This window comes from Pseudomonas sp. HP_08 (assembly GCF_055284095.1).
On record NZ_JBTOQC010000001.1, the window covers coordinates 211,358 to 233,281 of the forward strand.

Consider the following 21,924-nt stretch of genomic DNA (forward strand, 5'->3'; position numbering starts at 1 on the left):
ACCCAACGTCACGTTCAATGATCGGCGCGATAACAGGCGCCGCGATGAGCATGAGGTTATGCGCGAGCCGGGCGGCAAACAATCCGATAATCGATTATTCGTTCGATAATCGAACAGGATCGCAAGCCGTCCTCAGGTGAAAATCTGCGCGCTCAATTCGCGACTGGCTTCGAGCATGATGGGCAGGAAACGCTGCTCCAGTTCATGACGCGCCACCCGCGCCGCGCTGGTGCTGACGTTCAGCGCCGCCAACACTTGGCCGGAGGCGTCATACACCGGTACCGCGATCGAACGAAGGCCTTGCTCAAGTTCCTGGTCGACGATGCACCAGCCTTGCTGGCGAACCTGCTGCAGGCATTCGAACAAGGCTTCGCGGGTGCGCAAGGTACGGCTGGTCTTGGGTTGCAGGTCGACGTGATCAAGGTATTCACGCAGGGTCACATCGTCCAGCGCCGCCAGCAGAATGCGCCCCATTGAGGTGCAATAGGCCGGCAGGCGGCCACCGACCGAGAGGTCGACGGAAATCAGCCGCTGGGTGGTCGCGGAACGGGCGATATAAAGGATGTCCTCACCTTCCAGCGTGGCCATGTTGCAGGCTTCGTGAAGTTGATCGCTCATGCGGTCCAGATAAGGCTGCGAAGACACCGCCAACGGCGTGGACGACAGATAGGCGTGGCCCAGGGTCAGCACCTTGGGCAGCAACGAATAGGTACGACCGTCTGTCGTCGCATAGCCGAGCTTGATCAGCGTGTGCAGGCAACGGCGTACGGCCGCCCGCGGGATTTCGGTGCGGTGGCTGATCTGAGCAATGGTCAGGTGCCGCTTGCGCTCTTGAAAGGCATGAATGACCGCCAGGCCACGCGCCAGTGAGGTCATGAAATCGGGGTCACCGGTCAGCGCCTGAATGCGCTTGGCAGGTGAGGCAACAATGGGCGGCGCCAGCGAGACAAAAGAATTACGCAGTTCTTCATTCATGACCACAACCTCAGCATTATCCTTGCAGACCTTGTATTTCAAAGGTTCAGGCCTTTATACGACACAATGCAGGCGGCCCAGGCGTGCGATTATCGAACAAGTGGCCGATAATCGCAATTGACCCCTGACAAATATACTTATACCTTTACCCCTGCCATGAAGTGGCTTCTTGGAAATCCTGGTCAGGTACCCACTGAGAAGTCCAAGGCAACGGCCTTGTCCACGAAGCAAGGCCGTTTTTATTGCTGCCTCTCCCCGCCTGTTTTGTTAGCACATCATTGTGCGTTCGCCGCTGAAAGTTCCCTGACAATTGCCACGGTGCAAAACAATTAACATTGTGCAGCCCCTGTAGTTGACGTCCCGGTACTTCTTGGAGATAGTAGCCCTCACTTGGCTGCTTATACCTTGCGTCGTGATTGTGCCCTCCGTGCCATCCCGGGCCGATCGCCATTTTTCGATGCGTCACGCAATGCCCTGTTGCGTTAACCTCGATGCAAGGTTCAGTCAATGTCCGCAATGTCCAGCATTGCGTCTTACTCATACGAATGTCGCTACGACAGCTGTTTTTTTCTGGTGCCCGTAGCCGCGAGCCACCACAAGCGTCGAGCATTACCCTCGAAGTACCGGACTGCCTGCACGGCCCGACTTTTTTGTCTGTCCTGCCCTCCGGTGCAGTGAGCGAATGCTCGCACTTGCAGTGCCTGGCGTTATCACTGGAACTCATTGGACATGATCAGGTAACACCCGTGACTAAAGATGAACTGCGCGCGGAACTTGAGCGCCACGAACAACGCTACAAGGAAGTTTACGGTGGTGAAGTGACCACCTATGCCGCACAGCCAGAACCTGAGCGCAAACCCTGGCGCAAGCGCGCCACGGTGCAGGACCAGGCGTTCAAGCAAGAGCTGCAACGAATGGAAAAAGAGCTTAAAGAAGACGAGTGACCGTCGGCTCGACAGAGCGACAACTGCCCTTTTACCTGATGTTTTCCCCTTTTCGGGGCGGTTTGGTCGTGCCCGCAGGCTGCTGATTATCGATACCGATCAGCGGCCGATATATGGAAGTGTATTTTTTCTGTCATAATCCCGCCCCCTTCAGAACGGGTCAGAAATTCTACATGATCGATTTATTCAGCGGGCTTGATGCATGGGTGCTTGTGAGCCTGTTGCTCGCCCTGGCATTCGTCCTATCGTTCGAGTTCATCAATGGCTTTCACGACACTGCCAACGCGGTGGCGACGGTCATCTATACCAAAGCCATGCCGCCGCACCTGGCGGTGTTCGCCTCCGGGGTGTTCAACTTCCTCGGCGTGCTGCTCGGCGGTGTCGGCGTGGCCTATGCGATCGTCCACCTGTTGCCGGTCGAGCTGCTGATCAACGTCAATACCGGCCACGGGCTGGCCATGGTGTTCTCGCTGCTGACCGCTGCCATCGCCTGGAACCTGGGTACCTGGTATTTCGGTATTCCGGCCTCCAGTTCCCACACTCTGATCGGCTCGATCCTGGGCGTGGGTCTGGCCAATGCCCTGATCAATGGCATTCCGGTCAGTGACGGCGTGAACTGGCAGAAAGCAATCGATATCGGTGCGTCGCTGGTGTTCTCGCCGCTGGCAGGTTTTCTGGTAGCCGGCCTGTTGCTGCTGGCACTGAAGAAGTGGCGTCCGCTGTCGAAGATGCACAAGACCCCCGAGCAGCGCCGCACGCTGGATGACAAGAAGCACCCACCGTTCTGGAACCGTCTGGTGCTGGTCATTTCGGCGATGGCGGTCAGCTTCGTGCATGGCTCCAACGATGGCCAGAAAGGCATCGGCCTGATCATGCTGGTGCTGATCGGTATCGTGCCGTCCCAGTTCGTTCTCGACCTGAACAGCACCACTTATCAGATCGAGCGTACCCGTGACGCGACCTTGCACCTGAGCCAGTTCTACCAGCGTAACCACGCTACCCTCGGTGAATACCTGGCCATGGGCAAGGCGGCACAAAGCGATCTGCCGTCCACGGCGGCGTGTGATGTGAAGCAGACCATGCCGACCATCGATGCCCTGCTGACCAAGCTTCAAGGCGTGACCGATTACACCGCGCTTAACGCCGAAGATCGTATCGAAGTGCGTCGTTACCTGCTGTGCCTGGACGACACCGCACGCAAGGTCGGCAAGCTGCCTGACCTGGCGGCCCGTGAAAAATCCGACCTGAACAAGCTGCGCAAGGACCTGACGGCCACCACCGAGTACGCCCCGTTCTGGGTGATTCTGGCGGTCGCACTGGCGCTGGGTATCGGCACCATGGTCGGCTGGAAACGTGTGGTACTGACCATCGGCGAGAAAATCGGCCGTCAAGGCATGACCTACGCGCAAGGCATGTCGGCACAGATCACCACCGCCACCGCCATTGGCCTGGCCAACGTGTTCAGCCTGCCGGTGTCCACCACGCATATTCTGTCGTCGGGCGTGGCCGGCACCATGGTCGCCAACCGCAGTGGCCTGCAAGGCGGCACGGTGCGTACCATCCTGCTGGCGTGGGTGCTGACCCTGCCGGCCACGGTCTCGCTGTCTGCCGGCCTGTTCTGGCTGGCGTCCATGGCGCTGTCTTGATCCGGCCTGGACCGAGCTGACCTGAAAAGCCCCCGGATGAACGTCCGGGGGCTTTTTTCTTTCAGCGCTTTTTACTGCCCAGCAACGAGCCCATCAAGCCACGCACCAGTTGCCGCCCAAGCTGGCCGGTGGCCTGGCGCATGACGTTTTTCATCGCCTGCCCGGCCAGCCCTGCAAAAAAATCACCGGCCTTGTCACTCAGGCTGGCGTCCTGCGGCGCTGCTTGATCGCCCACGGCCACCGTTGTTTTGCGTGCGGCGAGTATTTCGTAAGCCGACTCTCGATCAATGGGTTTGTCATACCGGCCGGCGAGCGGCGACCCCGCTATCAACGCCCTGCGCTCAGCTTCGCTCAGCGGTCCGATGCGCGATTGCGGCGGGGCGATCAGCACGCGCTGGACCATCGCCGGCGTGCCCTTGTCTTGCAGCGTGCCAACCAGCGCCTCCCCCGTCCCCAGCTCGGTCAATACCGCCCGTGCGTCGAAGGCAGGATTGGCCCTGAAACCTTCGGCAACCGCTCGCAGTGCCTTTTGCTCACGCGCGGTAAAGGCCCGCAGGCCGTGCTGGATACGCAGGCCGAGCTGGGCCAGCACATCATCGGGCAAATCACTCGGCGACTGGGTGACGAAAAATACCCCCACGCCCTTGGAGCGGATCAGCCGCACAACCTGTTCGAGCCGTTCCTGCAGCGCCTTGGGCGTATCGGCAAACAGCAGGTGCGCCTCATCGAAAAACAGCGCCAGTAGCGGTTTGTCAGCATCGCCACGCTCGGGCAACTGCTCGAACAGTTCTGCCAGCAGCCACAGCAGGAACGTGGCATAGACCTTGGGCGCCTCGTGTACCAGGCGACTGGCATCGAGCAGGTGAATACGCCCGCGCCCATCGCTGGCCGGTTGCAGGATGTCCTGCAATTGCAGGGCCGGCTCACCGAACAAGGCTTCGGCGCCCTGCTGCTCCAGCACCGCCAGACGCCGCTGCAAGGCCTGACTGGAACCGGTGGTCATCAGCGCTGCGTCTTCACCCAGCAATTGCGGGTGTTCGCGCAAATGAGCCAGTAAGGCCTTGAGGTCCTTGAGGTCGAGCAGCAATAAACCCTCACGGTCGGCCACCTTGAAGGCGGCGTACAAGGCGGCCTGCTGGCTGTCGGTCAACGCCAGCAAGTTGCCCAGCAACAAAGGCCCCATCTCACTCAGCGTGGTGCGCAGTGGATGACCGGACTGACCGTGGATGTCCCACAAGGTGACCGGATAGGCCTGAGGCCTGTGAGCCAGCCAGGGCATGCCGGCCAGTCGCTCGGCAATCTTGCCCTGCACCGCCCCCGCAGCCCCCAGGCCACAGAGGTCGCCCTTGATGTCGGCGGCAAACACCGCCACTCCGGCATCGCTGAAGGCTTCGGCCAGACGCTGCAAGGTCACGGTCTTGCCAGTCCCGGTCGCACCGGCGACCAGGCCATGGCGGTTGGCCAGGCGCAGCGCCTGGACCACCGGCTGGGCAGCAGGGTCTGCCCCCAGCACGATTGCTTGAGAATCCGGCATTGACTCAATCCTCTTGGCAGGATTGCCCAGTGTCCTCCCAAAACGCCGCGCATGACCTTCTACCCGGCGGACGGTCGCGGTGCGGCCTGAACAACTATTCTGTCAATGGCTCGCCACAGACACCCACGCATTGCAGGAGTGTGCCTTGTGCATATTGCCGACATGACCATGTTCTACGCCCCGGCCAGCGGAGGTGTGCGCACGTATCTGGACGCCAAGCATTGCCGCCTGATGCGCTATCCGGGTGTGCGTCACAGCCTGCTGATTCCGGGCGCGCGCAGCTGCCATAACGACGGCGTGCATGAAGTCCCCGCCCCGCCGCTGCCCTTCGGCAACGGCTATCGCTTTCCGTGGCGGGTCAGTCCCTGGCGGACGACCCTGCAAAGCCTCAAGCCGGACCTTATCGAGGTCGCCGATCCTTACCTGACCGCCTGGGCCGCACTGGATGCGCGCCGTCAGCTCGATATACCGGTCATCGGTTTCTATCATTCCGACCTGCCCTTGCTGGTCAGCAATCGCATGGGCCACTGGATGGGCAGCAGTGCGCAGGCGTATATCAGCAAGCTGTATGGCCACTTCGACCGGGTTCTGGCCCCCAGCCAGGCCATGGCCGACAAGCTGCTGGCTATGGGGGTCGAGCAGGTGTACGTGCAGCCGCTCGGTGTCGACTTGCAGATGTTTCATCCCGGACAGCGCGACCCGCGCCTCAGACAAGCGCTGGGGCTGAAGCCCGAGACCCGGCTGCTGGTCTTTGCCGGGCGCGGTTCCAGAGAGAAAAATCTTCCTGTGCTGCTGCGCTGCATGCAGCAACTTGGGCCGGGTTATCACCTGCTGCTGGTGGGTTCGCACATGCCGACTCAGGTGCCGGACAATGTGTCGGTGATCGAGCGCTTTTGCGCGCCCTGCGAGGTGGCGCATCTACTGGCCAGTGCCGACGCCTTGCTGCACGCCGGCGACCAGGAAACCTTTGGCCTGATCGTGCTTGAGGCCATGGCCTGCGGCATTGCCGTGGTGGCTGTCGATGCCGGCGCGTTCAGCGAGATCATTCCTTGCACCTGCGGCCTGTTGTGCGAGGCCAATCAGCCACAGGCCATGGCTGGCGCCGTACGCGAGCTGTTCAGCCGGGATGTACAGGCCATCGGGCGAGCCGCCCGGCGTCATGTCGAACAGCGCTACAGCTGGGACAGCGTGGTCGCCGGGCTGCTGGACCATTACCGCACCGTGCTGGGCTGCCACCTGCCGGCCGCAGTCCATGGCTAAGCCGCCAAAGCCGGCCTTGCTGCTGGTTCTGCACGATGTGGCGGCGTGTAACTGGCGGGCGTATCTGAGCTTCATTGCCGCCGTCGATGCGCTCGGGCCAATTCCCGTCACCTGGCTGGTGGTGCCGGATTTTCACAAGCGCCATCCGCTGGACAGCGATCCACAATTGCTCAACCTGCTGCACCAGCGCCTGATGCGCGGCGATGAGTTGGTATTGCACGGTTACTACCACTGCGACGACGCGCCCGCCCCGCGCCAGGCGGCTGATTACGTCATGCGCCGGCTGTACACCCACGAAGGCGAGTTCTACACCCTTTCAGAGCAGCAGGCGCTGGTGCGCCTGGACGCTGGCATCGAGGCGTTCAGACGGCATGCATGGCCGTTGCACGGTTTTGTCGCACCGGCCTGGTTGATGAGCAACGGCACCCGCCAGGCACTTGCCCAGCGGCCGCTGGACTACACCAGCGACGCGCGCGCCTTGTACCGGCTGCCCGATTTTGAGCGGCTTGCGGCACCGGGCCTGGTGTGGAGCGCCCGCAGCCCGCTGCGCCGAGGGGCCTCATGGCTGGTGGGTCAATGGCAGGAACGACAGTGGCGACAGGCGCCGGTGATCCGCCTGGGCTTGCACCCGGTCGACATGCAACACGCGCTGGCACGCAATTATTGGCTGGCAGTGGTGCAACGCCTGCTCGACCAGGGCCGTCAGCCATTGACCAAACAGGCCTGGCTCGCCACTCAGGGCTGTGGGTCGGGGTCGGTATTGTCGTCGGGGTCCGCAGAATGAGTCTGACGCCATAACTCGGCGGCGCCGGCAAACTCGGTGCCGTCCTCGGGACTCAAGGCATCGGGGTCATAACGGCTCAGGCAACCCTCGCCAATCACCGGCGGGGCTGTTGAAGTGGCTTTATCGAGTGGATCGCTCATGGCCAGGACTGCAAGGGGGAAGACGCTGCCAACCGTATCGCGGACCGCTACGGTTGGCCATGCCTTTGATCAGTCAAAGACCACGGTTTTGTTGTCGTGGACCATTACCCGGTCTTCCAGGTGGGCACGCAGACCGCGGGCCAGAACCAGTTTCTCGACATCGCGGCCCAGACGCACGGTGGTCTCGATGCTGTCGCGATGGCTGATGCGCGCCACGTCCTGCTCGATGATCGGGCCGGCGTCGAGCTCTTCGGTCACATAGTGGCAGGTGGCACCGATCAGCTTCACACCACGCAGCGCGGCCTGGTGGTAAGGCTTGGCGCCCACGAACGACGGCAGGAAGCTGTGGTGGATGTTGATGACCCGGTGAGCATATTCCTGGCACAGCTGCGGCGGCAGGATTTGCATGTAGCGCGCCAGCACCACGACATCGGCCTGATGCTCGCCCACCAGACGCGACACTTCGGCGAACGCAGGCTGCTTGTCCTTGGGATCGACCGGTACATGGTAGTAAGGAATGTTATGCCACTCGACCATGCTGCGCAGATCCTGGTGGTTGGAAATCACGCAGGCGATTTCGCAGTCCAGTTCTTCACTGTGCCAGCGGTGCAGCAAGTCGGCCAGGCAGTGGGACTCGCGGCTGGCCATCAATACCACACGCTTTTTCTGGCCAGAGTCGGTAATGCGCCAGTCCATGGAAAACTCTTCGGCAATCGGCGCGAACGCTTCGCGAAAACCGTCGAGATCGAAAGGCAGCGTGTCAGCACGGATTTCGTGGCGCATGAAGAACCAGCCACTGAGATTGTCAGAATGATGACTCGATTCTGTAATCCATCCGTTGTAGGACGCCAGAAAGTTACTGACCTTGGCAACGATGCCGACCCGATCCGGGCAAGCGGTCACCAGGCGAAAAGTGCGCATGGGTAAAACTCCAGAACTCCGTAAAGGCCGCCATTCTAGCCGCTGTGCTGCAAAACTGCAGTATTGCTGTCATGCCTTTGAGCGACCCGATATGGCATAAAGCCTTATTTTTTGCATTGCATCTTGCCAGTATGCTTTCAGCCCGACAGCTTGCAGGAAAAAGGCTGACATTCAAGACGGACTTTTCACGCAATAAATTCCGACATAACACCTCTTCCACCTGCGCTTAAACAGTGCCTTGTCGTTGTCATAAAGCAGACTAAGAACGATTTAACTGGCGGATATGACGCTTTTTATGCGCACCTGCATGGGCGCTGGCCGCGACATTCTGTACAGCCAAGACCCACCTGTTTAGGCAATGCACTGGTGCACGCCTAGTTCTGCGATGCTGTACAGACGCTGTAGTATTACGAACCACTTCAAATAAAACCTATTAAATGTTTACTTGCTCAAACCGCCTGACTATTATTGCCGCACTGTCTCCCTGCAACCCTTCGCACAATAGGTATGCCTCATGTCACTGATCATCGAATACCGCGCCACTGAAGAAGCTATCAAAGAGCTGCAGGCGCGTTTGAAAAATCTGTCCCAAGATGACAAATTGCAAGCCGAGCTCGAGTTTGAAGGCAAACTGCGCGCCCTGATGGGTGAGTACCAGAAGTCGCTGCGCGACATCATTGCCCTGCTCGATCCGGACGCCAAGATCAACAAGGCACCCCGCGGCGGCGTCGTGAAAACGACCACTACCAAGCGCGCGCGCAAGGTCAAGCAATACAAGAACCCGCATAACGGTGAAGTCATCGAAACCAAAGGTGGCAATCACAAAACCCTGAAAGAGTGGAAAGCTCGCTGGGGCGGTGACGAAGTTGAAAGCTGGGCCACTCTGCTGGGCTGATCACTGCGCCTGCAGCACCCAAAACGCCAGCCTGCTGGCGTTTTTTATTTGTATAAACTTGTACGAAAATTCGCAGCGCTGTTAATGCTCAGACAAACGCTGTCAGGCACTCAACGCGCCTGACACCTGATGCTAAAGCCCCAGCTTGCCACGCAATTGCTGTACATAATCCTGCCACTCATTCAATACCTTGAGCTGCGCAGGGCTGGCACTTGGCAACAACTCAAGCCAGGCACTGGTAAAACTTTGCAAAGTATTCGGAGCGCCTAATTCAGGACGACTCAAGCGTGCCCGGCAGAAATCCAGCCAGCGCTGTTGTTCATCGCCACTCAAGGTGTCGGCAAAATTACGCGCCCGATAGCGAAACAACAACTCAGGCAAGCGCAAGTCATCGAAAGGCCATACCGGCTGCGCCAATTGCTCCGGCTCGGCCGTGCGTACTTGTTCGCACAAACGGCGGTCACGGTCACCAATAAAACCGTCGTACAACTGCTGCTCGGGATCTTCACTGGCGCTGAAATCCTCTTTGCCATACACCGCCTGAATGCGCGCCTGCCAAAGTTGCTGACTGTGCTGCAACGACACTGCCCGCTCGCGCAAGAGCGTCATATCCAGTTGCAAACGCTGTTGATCTTGTTCGCGCAGAACATTCAGCGGCGCCAATACCGGACAGCGATTTATATGAATAAGTTTGAGCGGCACCGGCCGTTCACCTTCGGCCAGGTCCTCGCGACGGGTATATAAACGCTGGCGCAGCGTATCGGCGTCCTCCTCAAGCAGCGGCGCAGCGTCCAGGTGCAGGTCACAGACAATCAGCGCATTGCGGTTATGCGGGTGCCACGCCAGTGGCAGCACCACGCCCAGATAATGCCGGGCGGCCGAGAAGCGACCGGATATATGCACCAGCGGCTGTAACAGGTTGATCTGCTCCTGCACCTTGCGTTTGTTACGCAGGTTGAACAGGTAATCGTACAGTCGGGGCTGCCGGTCACGAATCAAGCGCGCCAACGCAATGGTCGCGCGTACATCCGACAGCGCATCGTGAGCCTGGCCATGTTCGATGCCGTTGGCGGCGGTCAGGCGTTCGAGTTTAAGGCTGACGCGCCCCTCTTCTTCGGGCCAGACAATGCCCTCGGGACGCAACGCATACGCTGCGCGCACAACATCGATCAGATCCCAGCGGCTGTTGCCGCCCTGCCATTCACGGCCATAGGGATCATAAAAGTTGCGATACAGGCTGTAGCGGGTCACTTCGTCGTCGAAACGCAAGGTGTTGTAACCCGCGCCACAGGTGCCCGGTGCAGCCAGTTGCGCATGCACCCGGGCCATGAAATCGGCTTCGCACAGGCCTTTTTCGGCCAGCCGCGCCGGGGTAATGCCGGTGATCAGGCACGCCGCCGGATGTGGCAGGATGTCATCGCTGGGTTGGCAGTAAAGGTTGACGGGGGTATCGATCTCATTGAGTTCAGCGTCGGTGCGGATACCGGCCATCTGCAACGGACGGTCGTTGCGCGGGTTGATGCCGGTGGTTTCGTAGTCGTACCAAAAGATGCTTGAGGTCACGGGCTGTTCCTGAACCAGGTAAGCGTGAAGTGTAGAACCTGCCGGTTGCAAATAGCCAATTGGCGAGCGGCAACGTGGCTTGCGTTACAACGCCCGCAGCCCCTAGCATCCACGTTCACTCTCAAGTGCGATGATCATGCTTGCAGCTTCGCCAAGGCCGGCCCCGCCACTGGATACCCGACTCAGGATCGAGACGCCCGAGGGTATCGACCTGATCCTGCGCCCTGCGGGCCTGGTGGTGCGCGCACTGGCTTTCAGCATCGATCTGGGCGTGCGCGGCCTGCTGATGTTCGGCATTTACGCGCTGTTTTCGCTGCTCGAACAATTGGGCGCGGGGCTGATCGCCATTGCCGTGTTTTTGCTCAACTGGTGGTACCCGGTCTTGTTCGAGGTCCTCAACCAGGGCCGTACGCCCGGCAAACAGCTGATGGGCCTGCGCGTCATGCACGATGACGGCACGCCCGTGGGCTGGTCGTCATCGCTGATTCGCAATCTGCTGCGAGTGGTCGACATGCTGCCCTTCGGCTATGCCCTTGGCGCGGTCGCCTGCCTTAATCATGCGCACTTCAAGCGTGCGGGCGACCTGGCGGCCGGTACGCTGGTGATCTACCGCGATCAGCCCTGGCAGCGTCCGGTATTGCCCGAGGCGCCGGCCTCGATAGCCCCCTTCGTCCTGAGCCTGGATGAACAGCGCGCCATTATCGAACTGGCCGAGCGCCAGGACCAATTGTCCCCCGCCCGTACTCAGGAACTGGCCGCCTATCTTGCAGAACCCCTGCACGTTCATCCCGATCAGGTTGTGGCCCGCCTCAATGGCATCGCTCGCACCTTGGTGGGCTCGGCATGAAACAGGCCCTGTTCGAATCACGCCATCAGGCCGACTGGGACGCCTTTGCCGAACAGTTGAATCGGCTGGAGCGCAACACGCGTAACGTGCGTCTCAGCAAGGTTCGACAGGGTAAACGCCAGCCGCGCAAATCCTTGCCCCACGAAACCTTCAGCCGCGACTACCGACGCATCTGTCAGCACCTGGCGCTGGCCCAGGCGCGTGGCTACAGCACGTTTCTGGTCGACTCGCTGCAACAACTGGCCATGCGCGGTCATCAGCAACTGTATCGCCATCAAGGTACCCGGACGATGCAGTTGCTGGTGTTCATACTGGCGGGTTTTCCGAGGCGGGTCAGGGCCGAGTGGCGTTTCGTGGCGGTGTCGACCGTGCTGTTATTCGCCAGCCTGCTGGGCATGGGCCTGCTGGTCTATCACGTGCCCGACCTGATCTACAGCATCGTCAGCCCGGATCAGGTGCGCGACATGCAAGCCATGTACGACCCTGGCGCCAGCCGCATCGGCAGAACCGAAGAACGCTCTTCCAGCGAAGACTGGGTGATGTTCGGTCACTACATCATGAACAACATCGGCATCGCCTTTCAGACCTATGCCACCGGCCTGCTGCTGGGCCTGGGCAGCCTGTTCTTTCTCCTCTACAACGGCCTGTTGATCGGCGCGTTCGCAGGCCACCTGACTGAAATCGGCTATGGCCAGACCTTCTGGACCTTTGTCGTCGCGCATGGCGCCTTCGAGCTGACCGGCATCGCGCTGGCCGGCGCTGCGGGCCTGAAGCTGGGCTGGGCGCTGCTGGCGCCGGGCAGAATGACCCGCAGCCACGCACTGCGCGAAGCGGCCCGGCACAGCATGCAATTGATGGCCGGCGTCATTGTCATGCTGCTGATCGCCGCCTTCATCGAAGCCTATTGGTCATCCATGGCCTGGCCGGCAGTCTGGATCAAATACCTGGTGGGCGGCATTTTATGGACTTTGGTGGCCGTCTGGCTGCTGTTGGCAGGACGCACCGCACATGCGCCTGACTGAAGCCTGCATCGCCGTCCGTCCGCGCCCGGCCTGGGAAGCGCTGGACCTGGGCATTCTGCTGGTACGCGAGCATCGCGGCTTGCTGATGACATCCTGGGCGCTGGTCACCTTGCCGGTGCTGGCGCTGCTCAGCCTGCTGTTATGGGACTACCCGACACTTGTCATGCTGCTGTTCTGGTGGCTGAAACCGCTTTATGAGCGCCTGCCGCTGTTGATTCTTTCGCGCGCGCTGTTTGGCGCGACGCCTACCCTTAAAGAAGCTCTCAAAGCCTGGCCGGCAACGCTCAGGTCGCAATGGCTGCCCAGTCTGTCATGGCGGCGCCTGAGCCTGGTGCGCAGCTTCACCTTGCCGGTGCAACAGCTCGAAGGCCTGAGCGGCGCTGAACGCACCCGACGCCTGAGCGTGCTGTGCCAGAGCGACATGCACGCCGCGCGCGTCCTGACGCTGGTAGGTATGCACCTGGAAATGGTCCTGTGCATCGGCATGATCATGCTGTTGTACATGCTCACGCCACAGTCACTCACGTATGACCTGGACTGGCCTGGACTGTTACAGGACAGCCAGCCGATGCTGTGGGTCGATCACTTGCTCAACCTGCTCTATGCCCTGGCGCTGCTTGTCTGGGAGCCGATCTATGTGGCCTGCGGCTTCACGCTGTATCTGAATCGACGCACCCGGCTGGAAGCCTGGGATATCGAACTGGTGTTCAGGCGCCTGCGCCAGCGGCTGGCCAGTGGCGCCACCAGCCTGTTGCTCGGCGTAGCGCTGATCTTCGCCACTGTGCCCTCATCGAGCTGGGCCGCTGACCTTGATAACGAGGCAGGCCCCGACAGCCCGCGCCTGACTCACCAGCCGCTCGACAGCCAGCAATCGCGTCAGGCCATCGATCAGCTACTCGACAAGCCACCGTTCAAGAATCCTGAAACCGTATCGGGCTGGCGCTTTGCCGAAGCCCCTCAGGACGCAAGCCCGTCCGCCGAACGCTCTGCTGCGCCGCAGTGGTTGGCTCGACTGCTCGAAGCCGCAAGCCTGATCGCCCGCATGATCGAAATCCTGCTGTGGGGTCTGGCTATTGGTGTGCTGGTATTGCTGGTCTGGCGCTACCGTCAATGGTTGCAACTGTTTGTCAGCCTCTTGAGCAAGCGCAAGCGCGTGGCCCCCGTTGCGCCGCAGCAGTTTTTCGGCTTGCAGGTGAGCGCCGAGAGCCTGCCCGACGACATTGCCGCCAGCGTGCAGGCGCTGTGGGCCAGCCAGCCGCGCGAAGCGCTTGGCCTGCTGTATCGGGCGCTGCTCAGCCGGCTGATCAGCGATTACCAATTGCCCCTGAGCCAGGCCGACACCGAAGAACAAGTGCTCGAACGCATCGCCCGGCTCAACCGCCCGGCACTCAGCGCGTTCAGCCAGGAACTGACCCGCCACTGGCAGAACCTCGCCTATGGCCACCGACTGCCTGAAGCCGATATTCAGCAGCGGCTCTGTGATGGCTGGCGACATCTGTTCGATGGCAGGAAGCACGCATGAAGCCCGGCTATCGTGTGCTTTGGCTGCTGCTGATCGCGGCTCTGGCCGGGCTGGCTGCTTTGTTCATCGCGCAACTGGAGCCCTATGAAGAAGTCGTCGACCAAGGGCCTTCGCCCGAAGCCCGGCGTAACCCTTTGCTGGCTGCCGAGCACTTTCTGCGCGAGCGCACAATCGATGTGCGGCGGTCCAACACCTGGAGCGACCTGCCCGACACCCGCCAACAACGCCAGACGCTGTTGCTGCTCGGCAAGCGCACGCACATGCGCCCTCCCGAGGTCGAACAATTGCTTGCCTGGACCCGAGCAGGCGGGCATCTGGTGCTGGTCGCCGAACAGACCTGGAACGAGCAGACCCAGCGCAGTGGCGACCTGCTGCTCGATCGCCTGCAAATCCGCCGCCTGCTGACCCGTGATCTGCCCGAGATCGAGCATGAACAGCCGGCGATTCCCTATGCATCCCCCGAAATGCCCACCCCGCGCTGGCCGGAACTGACACGCCTGTACCTTGAAAACGAGGATGCGCCGGCCTTCCTGAGTTTCGACCCGACCTTTCACCTCGAAGACCCCGAAGACCACGCCCGTTACTGGGCCAACAGCGCCAACGCCACGCACTTGCTGCAACTGGTGCAAGGCAAGGGTCTGGTGACGATTCTCACCGATGCGCAGCTGTGGCAAAACCACGTCATCGCCCGCAACGACAATGCCTGGTTGCTCTGGTACCTGACCCAGAACAGCACGGTCACACTCATCACCGACACCGACCACGAAAACCTGCTGACCCTGTTGCTGCGCCACTTCCCGCTGGCGCTGGTGGCGCTGGCCGTGCTCGTGGCACTGAGCGTATGGCGTGTGGCGCTGCGTGAAGGCCCCGTGCAATGGCCGGCACCGCTGGCGCGCCGGCAACTCACCGAGCATCTGCGTGCCAGTGCCAGCTTTCTGCTGCGCCGCCGCGGCCACCAGGCGCTGTTGAAGCATCTGCAACAGGATATTCTGCGCCGCGCCCGCCTGCGCCATCCGGGCTTTGAAACACTGGTCGTTGCCGAGCAGTGGCAGGTGCTGGCCCGACTGACCCGGCAACCCACCAGCGCCATCGGCGAAGCCCTGCACCCGCGTCCGGCACAGCGCCTGTCCAGCGCTGAATTCACCCGCCAGGTCGCCCACCTGCAAACAATCAGGAATGCCTTGTGATCCGGCCTCTGGAAAGCTTCGGTTATCTTTAAGAAAAACCCGCGCATCGATGCGCAGTTCTTATCTCGTAAAACCCCTGTAAATACTGGAAAAAATGGCATTCAGCGTCTACAGTCACCTCATGGCATATAGCGTCGCGCTGGAGGTAAGGAATGAAACTTGAAGATCGCATGACTCGCTCAATCAACCAGCGCGCAAGCGTGGTCGTCTTGCGTTCGGACTTTGCCAGAATGGGCAGTGACTCTCAGGTCGGACGAGTACTGGCTCGTTTTGTAGAAGAAGGAATGCTCATTCGAGTGAGCAAGGGAGCGTTCGCCAAGACTCGTATCAACAAGTTCACCGGCAAGCCAACGCCAGCGGGAACGCTGGAAATGATCGCAGCGGAGCTTTTCCGCAAGCTCAAGATTTCCGTAGAGCCGAGTTCACTCGTTTCGCAATACAACAGCGGCAGGTCGACCCAGATTCCCATGGGAGCAACTGTTAACACCGGACGTCGGCGTATTTCGCGGAAAGTGACTGTAGGAAACAGCACTTTAACTTATGAAAAAAATTCCAGACGATCTGAAATCTGACATCGAAGATGCTGCCACCGCAGGTCTGTTGGGAAATCTACCCGCTGCCGTTGCTGAAAAAGACCAGCACATCACTGACGCACTGCGCATTCTGACCAAAATCCAGGTCACTCACACCGCGCAGCAAAGGGATCGCCGCAGGGGAAATCCCACGCCAGCGTCGATCAATGTAGCCACACGATTGATTTTTGCTGGCGGCACCTGCCTTTCGAAAGCTCATGGCCTTATTGAGCGGATGTCCGAAGACATTGACATCAAGGTCATGCTTGAAGAAGTGCCTGAAGGCTACGTTTTGCAAAAAGGCAATCGGGGCCGCTTAAAGGATTTGCAACAAGAAGTAGAGCGCTGCCTGACGGAAGCGGGCTTTGAATGCGTAGCTCATGACAACGACGAAAACCCGGTATTGCGCGATAGCCGCCGCTATTACTGCCTGTTGGTTTCGTACGTTGCACATTTTCAGGACGTCTCTGGCGTGCTTCGCCCCCAACTCAAGCTTGAACTGATTCACCGCCCGCCGCTGCTGGCCGGTGAGAAGCGCGAAATGGGATATATGCTTGACCAGTTCGTCTCTCGTCCAACCCCCTACCGCTTTTCCATGACGTGTATCACAGTGGCAGAGACGCTGGCTGAAAAGGTGCTCTCGCTCTTGCGTCGCTGCGCCTGGAACCGGGATGGACATCAACGCGGCGAATTTGATACTGCCCTGGTTCGCCATGTCTACGATGTCTGGCGCATCGCGCAGAGCCAGCCTGATGCCATAGAACCGGCCTGCCAGATCTTTGCCGCGCTGGTGCAAAAGGATGTGGAAGAATTCAAGGGGCAGCATCCGGAATTTGACCAGGCTCCCTATGCGGTGCTTCGCCGAACGCTGGCCTGTGCAGCTACCCACAAAGGGCTACAGGCGAACTTTGAGCGGCGCCTGAAGCCGCTGCTCTACAGCGCAGACAAGCCGGACTTTCAAAGCTGTTATGCCGCTTTCGCGGCTGTTGCAGAGCAGTTACTGAATCACAACGCCTGAACATGATTGTCAGATCCACAGGGCAGTGTTGCCAGCACCTGGAAGCATGCCCTCTAACCTGGATAAAAAATCCATCTAACCGTGAGCAGGGCTGAGAAAATCATGAGCGAGTACAACAACCCGCTGCCCCCTGGCGAAACCCCCGCCATCCTTGATGAAGCTGTCGACAGCAACCAGACCCGTCAGCGCCAGCGTGCCAGCCAGTTGGCTCAGGCCTTGCGCCAGGAATTGCAAAAGGCCGTGATCGGCCAGCCGGCGGTCATCGACGATGTACTGACCGCCCTGATCGGCGCCGGCCATGTGTTGATCGAAGGCGTGCCGGGGCTGGGCAAGACCTTGCTGGTGCGCGCCCTGGCCCGCTGTTTCGGTGGTGAATTCGCGCGCATCCAGTTCACCCCCGACCTGATGCCCAGCGATGTGACCGGGCATGCGGTTTACGACCAGCAGAGCGAGCAGTTCAAGCTGCGCAAGGGGCCGTTGTTCACCCATCTGCTGCTGGCCGACGAGATCAACCGCGCCCCGGCCAAGACCCAGGCCGCGCTGCTTGAAGCCATGCAGGAACGCCAGGTCACGCTCGAGGGCCGGACGCTGCCTATCGCTCAGCCGTTCATGGTTTTGGCCACTCAGAATCCCATTGAGCAGGAAGGCACTTATCCATTGCCCGAGGCCGAGCTGGATCGCTTCATGCTCAAGCTGCACATGGATTACCCGGCAGCCCATGAAGAGTTGCTCATGGTCCGCCAGGTGACCCGCTCGACACGCACCGACATGCTCGATGTGCAGCCGCTGCGGGTGGTGATGCAGCCGCGTGAAGTGCAGGCGCTGCAACGCATCGCCAGCGAACTGCCGGTCGACGAACAGGTGCTGGAATACGCCGTGCGCCTGGCACGCGCGACCCGTAGCTGGCCAGGGCTGACCCTGGGCGCCGGGCCACGGGCGTCGATTGCTCTGGTACGCGGCGGACGCGCCCGGGCGTTGTTGCGTGGCGGCGAATTCGTTACCCCCGACGATATTCGTCACTGCGCACTGGCGGTGCTGCGCCACCGGGTGCGACTGACGCCGGAGCTGGACATTGAAGGGCTGTCGGTGGATCAGGTGCTCAGGCAAATGTTCGATCAGGTTCCGGCGCCGCGCCTGTGAAGCAGCTATTGCGCCCCTCTGCTGCCTTGCTGGGCTGGATCATTCTGTTGCTGGGCTGCGCTCTGGTGCTGGGAGTCCTTGATGCATTGGCGATTGAAGTGCCGGTACAGGTCATCACCTTGTTCTGGAGCGCTTTGCTGGCGCTGTCCGGCCTGGCGCTGGTCGACGCCATTCGGGCCACCCGCCTGCCCTCGCCGCGCCTGCAACGGCATCTGCCCGGCAGCCTGGCGCTGGGCCGCTGGAACGAGGCGCATCTGAGCCTTGAGCACGACGGCGCCCATGCGCTGCAGTTACAGGTGTTCGACCATCCGCCCCAAGGGCTGGAGTTCGAGCATCTGCCACAGAACCTGACCTTGCCCGCTGCCGGGCAGGCGCGCCTGAGCTATCGCTTGCGCGCGCTGAAGCGCGGGCGTCTGCTATTCGAGCGCTGCGAAGTGATTCTGCGCAGCCCTTTGCGTCTCTGGGAAACCCGCCGCTACCTGGTACTGAACGACACGGTACGGGTCTACCCGGATTTCACCCGCCTGCACGACGGACACCTGCATGGGGTAGACAACTGGCTGAGCCGCATCGGCGTGCGCCAGCGTCCGCGCCGTGGGCTGGGCCTGGAGTTTCACCAGCTGCGTGAATTTCGCGAAGGTGACAGCCTGCGCCAGATCGACTGGAAAGCCACCGCCCGGCATCGCACCCCGATTGCCAAGGAATATCAGGACGAGCGCGACCAGCACATTGTGTTTCTGCTCGATTGCGGCCGGCGCATGCGCAGCCAGGACGATGAGCTTGCGCATTTCGACCACGCCCTCAATGCCTGCCTGCTGCTGGGCCATATCGCATTGCGTCAGGGTGACGCCGTGGGCCTGTCGACCTTTGCCAGCGAGCAGAATCGCTACCTGCAGCCGCAAAAGGGCAACCGGCAACTGAACCTGTTGCTTGATGCGGTATTCGATCTGCAGAGCACGCAACAGCCTGCCGACTACAGCGCAGCGGTGCAGCATCTGATGGCCAGGCAGAAACGTCGCGCTCTGGTGGTGTTGGTCACCAACCTGCGCGATGAAGACGATGAGCAGTTATTGAGCGCCGCCCGTCAGTTGGGTCAGTGGCATCGGGTGCTGGTCGCCAGCCTGCGCGAAGGCGTGCTGGATCAACTGCGCCAGGCGCCGGTAGAGCGCCATGACCAGGCCCTGGACTATTGCGGCGCGATCGAGTTTTACAATGCTCGCAGCAGCGTGCATGAACGCCTGGCGGCACTGGGAATACCGGTGATCGATGCACGCCCCGACGAGCTGGGCGCGCAGCTGGTAAACCGTTATCTGGGCTGGAAAAAAGCCGGCACCTTATAAAGGCGCCGGCCAGGTTTCCAGCTCACCCTCTGATCTCAAGCCGAAGCTTCGAGAGGGTAGAAGCTGAAGTAGTGTTGCAGGCTGTGCATCAGATCAAGGTATTCGGCTGGTGCTTCCTGCACATGAAAACCTGAATCGTAGCAGCCTGGTGTTTCGTCCTCGTGGCACCACTGACATGTTGCGCTGACATCTACTGCGCGAAACCCGTCATTGCCGTAAGGCACTTTCAGGCGCAGGTCAAAACGCCCGCCAACCAGCATTGGCAGATCGCTGATCAGCATCAAACCGTCTTCGGACACATTACCAAGGCACCCCATGGGGCGATCGGTGTACCGATTGAAGACCTGGAGGTAATACTGCAACTGGTGTCGCTCTATTCGTCTTTCCATAAGCCTGGCAGCCCCTTCAATGACTACGGGAGGTCATCACGCCAACGTCGTGGAAGCACTGCAAACGTGAACCTGCCCGCTGCACGAAAATCCATGGATACAGAACCTCTCGGCCCTTTCATTCCGTTAACAGTCAGACTAGCGCACTATTTGCGAAGATCCACCCGATCACAGTACCAATCATCCAATCGGGTGTAACTAGCGTGAAGCAGGAAAGGTCCTGGCTGGTTCACGTGGCGGGTAGTGTCCCAGTTGCGCCAGCGTATCAAGACGCGCCCGTGCCCGGTACGCATATTCGTGCCCCGGGAACTGATTGACGATAAACAGGTAAGTCTGCGCCGCATCCACAAACAGATTCTGCCTTTCCAGGCACTGACCGCGCAGCATCGACACTTCAGGCTGTACGTAGCGGCGCGAGCGGCTTTGCCGGTCGACTCTGGAAAGCAGCAGCATGACGCGCTCGCAATCGCCGCGCTCGTAGGCGCCATAGGCGTCGTCGAGGTTGGAATTCATGGCCCAACGGGTGCAACCGCTGGCAGCGGCCAGCAATAGGACAAGCATCACGATACGCATGGGTCAAAATCTCCTGTTCTGAGCCCCATATCGGCCGCAGCGAGGATTTCTTCAGCACCAACTGTCAGACGATTGCCCTGTGTAACCGGTGACAGGTAGTGCAAAGGAACAATGACTACAGGTCCAGACAGGAGTAGCCTTTCGCTGCGCTTCAATCTAGGAGTTTGTGCATGACCGTTCGCCGCACCAAAATCGTCGCCACACTGGGCCCTGCCAGTAACTCACCGGAAGTCATCGAGCAACTGATCCTTTCGGGTCTGGATGTTGCCCGCCTCAACTTCTCCCACGGTACCCCGGACGAGCACAAGGCCCGCGCCGTGCTGATCCGCGAGATTGCCGCTAAACACGGCCGCTTCGTTGCCCTGCTGGGTGACCTGCAAGGGCCGAAAATCCGTATCGCCAAATTTACCAACAAGCGTATTGAGCTCAAGGTCGGTGACAAGTTCACCTTCTCCACCGCTCATCCGCTGACTGATGGCAATCAGGAAATCGTGGGCATCGACTATCCCGATCTGGTCAAGGATTGCGGTGTAGGCGATGTGTTGCTGCTTGACGATGGCCGTGTGGTCATGGAGGTCAATACCCAGACCGCCGATGCCCTGCACTGCACCGTTGTGGTTGGCGGCCCGCTGTCGGACCACAAAGGCATCAACCGTCGTGGCGGCGGCCTGACCGCGCCGGCGCTGACCGAGAAAGACAAGCGTGACATCAAGCTGGCTGCCGAGATGGACCTGGACTACCTGGCCGTCTCCTTCCCGCGTGACGCTGCCGACATGGAATACGCTCGCCAGTTGCGCGACGAGTCCGGCGGCACTGCGTGGCTGGTGGCCAAGATCGAACGCGCCGAAGCCGTGGCCAACGATGAAGTGCTCGATGCACTGATCCGCGCCAGCGATGCGGTGATGGTTGCTCGCGGCGACCTTGGCGTCGAAATCGGCGACGCCGAACTGGTTGGCGTACAGAAGAAAATCATTGCTCACGCGCGCACCCATAACAAGGCTGTGATCGTCGCCACGCAAATGATGGAGTCGATGATCACCAGCCCCATGCCGACCCGCGCCGAAGTGTCCGACGTGGCCAACGCCGTGCTCGACTACACCGATGCCGTGATGCTTTCGGCTGAAAGCGCCGCCGGCTCCTATCCGGTCGAAGCCGTGCAGGCCATGGCGCGCATCTGCCTGGGTGCCGAACGTCATCCGACCGGCAAGACCTCGAAGCATCGCATCGGTGAACAATTCACCCGTTGCGACGAGAGCATCGCGCTGGCGGCCATGTACACCGCCAACCACTTCCCCGGTGTAAAGGCGATCATCGCCCTGACCGAAAGTGGCTACACCCCGTTGATCATGTCGCGCATCCGTTCTTCGATGCCGATCTATGCCTTCTCTCCGCACCGCGGTACCCAGGCCCGTGCCGCCATGTTCCGTGGCGTCTACACCGTGCCGTTCGATCCGGCGGCCCTGCCACCAGGCCAGGTCAGCCAGGCGGCGGTCGACGAGCTGCTCAAGCGCGGACTGGTCGAGCAAGGTGACTGGGTGATCCTGACCAAGGGCGACAGCTACCACACCATCGGTGGCACCAATGGCATGAAGATCCTGCACGTTGGCGACCCGCTGGTCTGATACGGCGCAAGCAACACCCAAAAGCCCCGG

General features: G+C 60.5%; 21 protein-coding genes. 14 read left to right on the forward strand and 7 right to left on the reverse strand.

The window, feature by feature from the left end:
* Window positions 1–132: 132 nt before the first annotated feature.
* Window positions 133–975 (reverse strand): pca regulon transcriptional regulator PcaR, encoded by an 843-nt coding sequence (pcaR, locus tag ACYAS9_RS01005; RefSeq protein ID WP_463566473.1) that lies wholly within the window; start codon window positions 973–975, stop codon window positions 133–135.
* 746 nt (window positions 976–1,721) lie between these two features.
* Here pcaR and ACYAS9_RS01010 point away from each other — a divergent pair.
* On the forward strand, window positions 1,722–1,919 hold the full coding sequence (locus ACYAS9_RS01010; RefSeq protein WP_459749594.1) for a hypothetical protein: 198 nt from the start codon (window positions 1,722–1,724) through the stop codon (window positions 1,917–1,919).
* A gap of 173 nt (window positions 1,920–2,092) precedes the next feature.
* Complete coding sequence (locus ACYAS9_RS01015; RefSeq protein WP_463566474.1) at window positions 2,093–3,565, forward strand: inorganic phosphate transporter; 1,473 nt, start codon at window positions 2,093–2,095, stop codon at window positions 3,563–3,565.
* Window positions 3,566–3,626: 61 nt separating this feature from the next.
* On the opposite strand, the gene ACYAS9_RS01020 is transcribed toward ACYAS9_RS01015, so the two are convergent.
* On the reverse strand, window positions 3,627–5,099 hold the full coding sequence (locus ACYAS9_RS01020; RefSeq protein ID WP_463566475.1) for a helicase HerA-like domain-containing protein: 1,473 nt from the start codon (window positions 5,097–5,099) through the stop codon (window positions 3,627–3,629).
* Between the two features lie 147 nt (window positions 5,100–5,246).
* Between ACYAS9_RS01020 and ACYAS9_RS01025 the strand changes: the two genes are divergently transcribed.
* Both ACYAS9_RS01025 and ACYAS9_RS01030 read left to right on the forward strand, forming a co-directional pair.
* Window positions 5,247–6,359, forward strand: a complete 1,113-nt coding sequence (locus ACYAS9_RS01025) for a glycosyltransferase family 4 protein (RefSeq protein ID WP_463566476.1) — start codon at window positions 5,247–5,249, stop codon at window positions 6,357–6,359.
* The gene (locus tag ACYAS9_RS01030; protein WP_463566477.1) at window positions 6,352–7,143 is read left to right on the forward strand and encodes a DUF2334 domain-containing protein; all 792 of its coding nucleotides are present in this window, start codon (window positions 6,352–6,354) and stop codon (window positions 7,141–7,143) included. Before ACYAS9_RS01025 ends, ACYAS9_RS01030 begins: the two co-directional genes overlap by 8 nt.
* Here the strand turns inward: ACYAS9_RS01030 and ACYAS9_RS01035 are convergent.
* Together ACYAS9_RS01035 and purU are read right to left on the reverse strand one after the other, a co-directional pair.
* Complete coding sequence (locus ACYAS9_RS01035) at window positions 7,095–7,283, reverse strand: hypothetical protein (RefSeq protein ID WP_463566478.1); 189 nt, start codon at window positions 7,281–7,283, stop codon at window positions 7,095–7,097. The two genes, ACYAS9_RS01030 and ACYAS9_RS01035, sit on opposite strands and share 49 nt — an antisense overlap.
* A 69-nt stretch (window positions 7,284–7,352) precedes the next feature.
* Window positions 7,353–8,204 (reverse strand): formyltetrahydrofolate deformylase, encoded by an 852-nt coding sequence (gene purU / locus ACYAS9_RS01040; RefSeq protein WP_463566479.1) that lies wholly within the window; start codon window positions 8,202–8,204, stop codon window positions 7,353–7,355.
* A 514-nt stretch (window positions 8,205–8,718) separates the two neighbouring features.
* On the opposite strand from purU, the gene mvaT reads away from it, so the two are divergent.
* Window positions 8,719–9,099: a histone-like nucleoid-structuring protein MvaT gene (gene mvaT, locus ACYAS9_RS01045; protein WP_463566480.1), complete on the forward strand. Its 381-nt coding sequence runs from the start codon at window positions 8,719–8,721 to the stop codon at window positions 9,097–9,099.
* Window positions 9,100–9,231: 132 nt separating this feature from the next.
* Here mvaT and sbcB read toward each other — a convergent pair whose 3' ends face one another.
* Entirely contained in the window at window positions 9,232–10,662 is a 1,431-nt protein-coding gene (gene sbcB, locus ACYAS9_RS01050) for an exodeoxyribonuclease I (protein ID WP_463566481.1), read from the reverse strand.
* A 130-nt stretch (window positions 10,663–10,792) separates the two neighbouring features.
* Here sbcB and ACYAS9_RS01055 point away from each other — a divergent pair, with 130 nt between their 5' ends.
* The 8 genes from ACYAS9_RS01055 (at window position 10,793) to ACYAS9_RS01090 (ending at window position 19,310) form a co-directional block, all read left to right on the forward strand.
* A complete protein-coding gene (locus ACYAS9_RS01055) occupies window positions 10,793–11,509 on the forward strand; it encodes an RDD family protein (RefSeq protein ID WP_463566482.1) in 717 nt (238 codons plus the stop codon).
* Entirely contained in the window at window positions 11,506–12,531 is a 1,026-nt protein-coding gene (locus tag ACYAS9_RS01060) for a stage II sporulation protein M (protein ID WP_463566483.1), read from the forward strand. Before ACYAS9_RS01055 ends, ACYAS9_RS01060 begins: the two co-directional genes overlap by 4 nt.
* Window positions 12,518–14,053 carry a DUF4129 domain-containing protein gene (locus tag ACYAS9_RS01065; RefSeq protein WP_463566484.1) on the forward strand — a complete coding sequence of 512 codons (1,536 nt, stop codon included), beginning with the start codon at window positions 12,518–12,520 and terminating at the stop codon, window positions 14,051–14,053. The genes ACYAS9_RS01060 and ACYAS9_RS01065 overlap by 14 nt, the downstream gene beginning before the upstream one ends.
* On the forward strand, window positions 14,050–15,240 hold the full coding sequence (locus tag ACYAS9_RS01070) for a DUF4350 domain-containing protein (RefSeq protein WP_463566485.1): 1,191 nt from the start codon (window positions 14,050–14,052) through the stop codon (window positions 15,238–15,240). The genes ACYAS9_RS01065 and ACYAS9_RS01070 overlap by 4 nt, the downstream gene beginning before the upstream one ends.
* Window positions 15,241–15,392: 152 nt before the next feature.
* Window positions 15,393–15,812, forward strand: a complete 420-nt coding sequence (locus ACYAS9_RS01075) for a DUF6088 family protein (RefSeq protein WP_463566486.1) — start codon at window positions 15,393–15,395, stop codon at window positions 15,810–15,812.
* Window positions 15,781–16,830 (forward strand): nucleotidyl transferase AbiEii/AbiGii toxin family protein, encoded by a 1,050-nt coding sequence (locus tag ACYAS9_RS01080; RefSeq protein ID WP_463566487.1) that lies wholly within the window; start codon window positions 15,781–15,783, stop codon window positions 16,828–16,830. Before ACYAS9_RS01075 ends, ACYAS9_RS01080 begins: the two co-directional genes overlap by 32 nt.
* A 102-nt stretch (window positions 16,831–16,932) precedes the next feature.
* Window positions 16,933–17,970, forward strand: coding sequence for an AAA family ATPase (locus ACYAS9_RS01085; protein WP_463566488.1), 1,038 nt, complete (start codon window positions 16,933–16,935; stop codon window positions 17,968–17,970).
* On the forward strand, window positions 17,967–19,310 hold the full coding sequence (locus ACYAS9_RS01090; protein ID WP_463566489.1) for a DUF58 domain-containing protein: 1,344 nt from the start codon (window positions 17,967–17,969) through the stop codon (window positions 19,308–19,310). Before ACYAS9_RS01085 ends, ACYAS9_RS01090 begins: the two co-directional genes overlap by 4 nt.
* A 35-nt stretch (window positions 19,311–19,345) precedes the next feature.
* Here the strand turns inward: ACYAS9_RS01090 and ACYAS9_RS01095 are convergent, their stop codons facing one another.
* On the reverse strand, window positions 19,346–19,699 hold the full coding sequence (locus tag ACYAS9_RS01095; RefSeq protein ID WP_463566490.1) for a PilZ domain-containing protein: 354 nt from the start codon (window positions 19,697–19,699) through the stop codon (window positions 19,346–19,348).
* A 198-nt stretch (window positions 19,700–19,897) separates the two neighbouring features.
* Window positions 19,898–20,272, reverse strand: coding sequence for a tetratricopeptide repeat protein (locus ACYAS9_RS01100; protein WP_463566491.1), 375 nt, complete (start codon window positions 20,270–20,272; stop codon window positions 19,898–19,900).
* A gap of 170 nt (window positions 20,273–20,442) precedes the next feature.
* Here ACYAS9_RS01100 and pyk point away from each other — a divergent pair, with 170 nt between their 5' ends.
* The gene (gene pyk, locus ACYAS9_RS01105) at window positions 20,443–21,894 is read left to right on the forward strand and encodes a pyruvate kinase (RefSeq protein ID WP_463566492.1); all 1,452 of its coding nucleotides are present in this window, start codon (window positions 20,443–20,445) and stop codon (window positions 21,892–21,894) included.
* Window positions 21,895–21,924 lie beyond the last annotated feature (30 nt).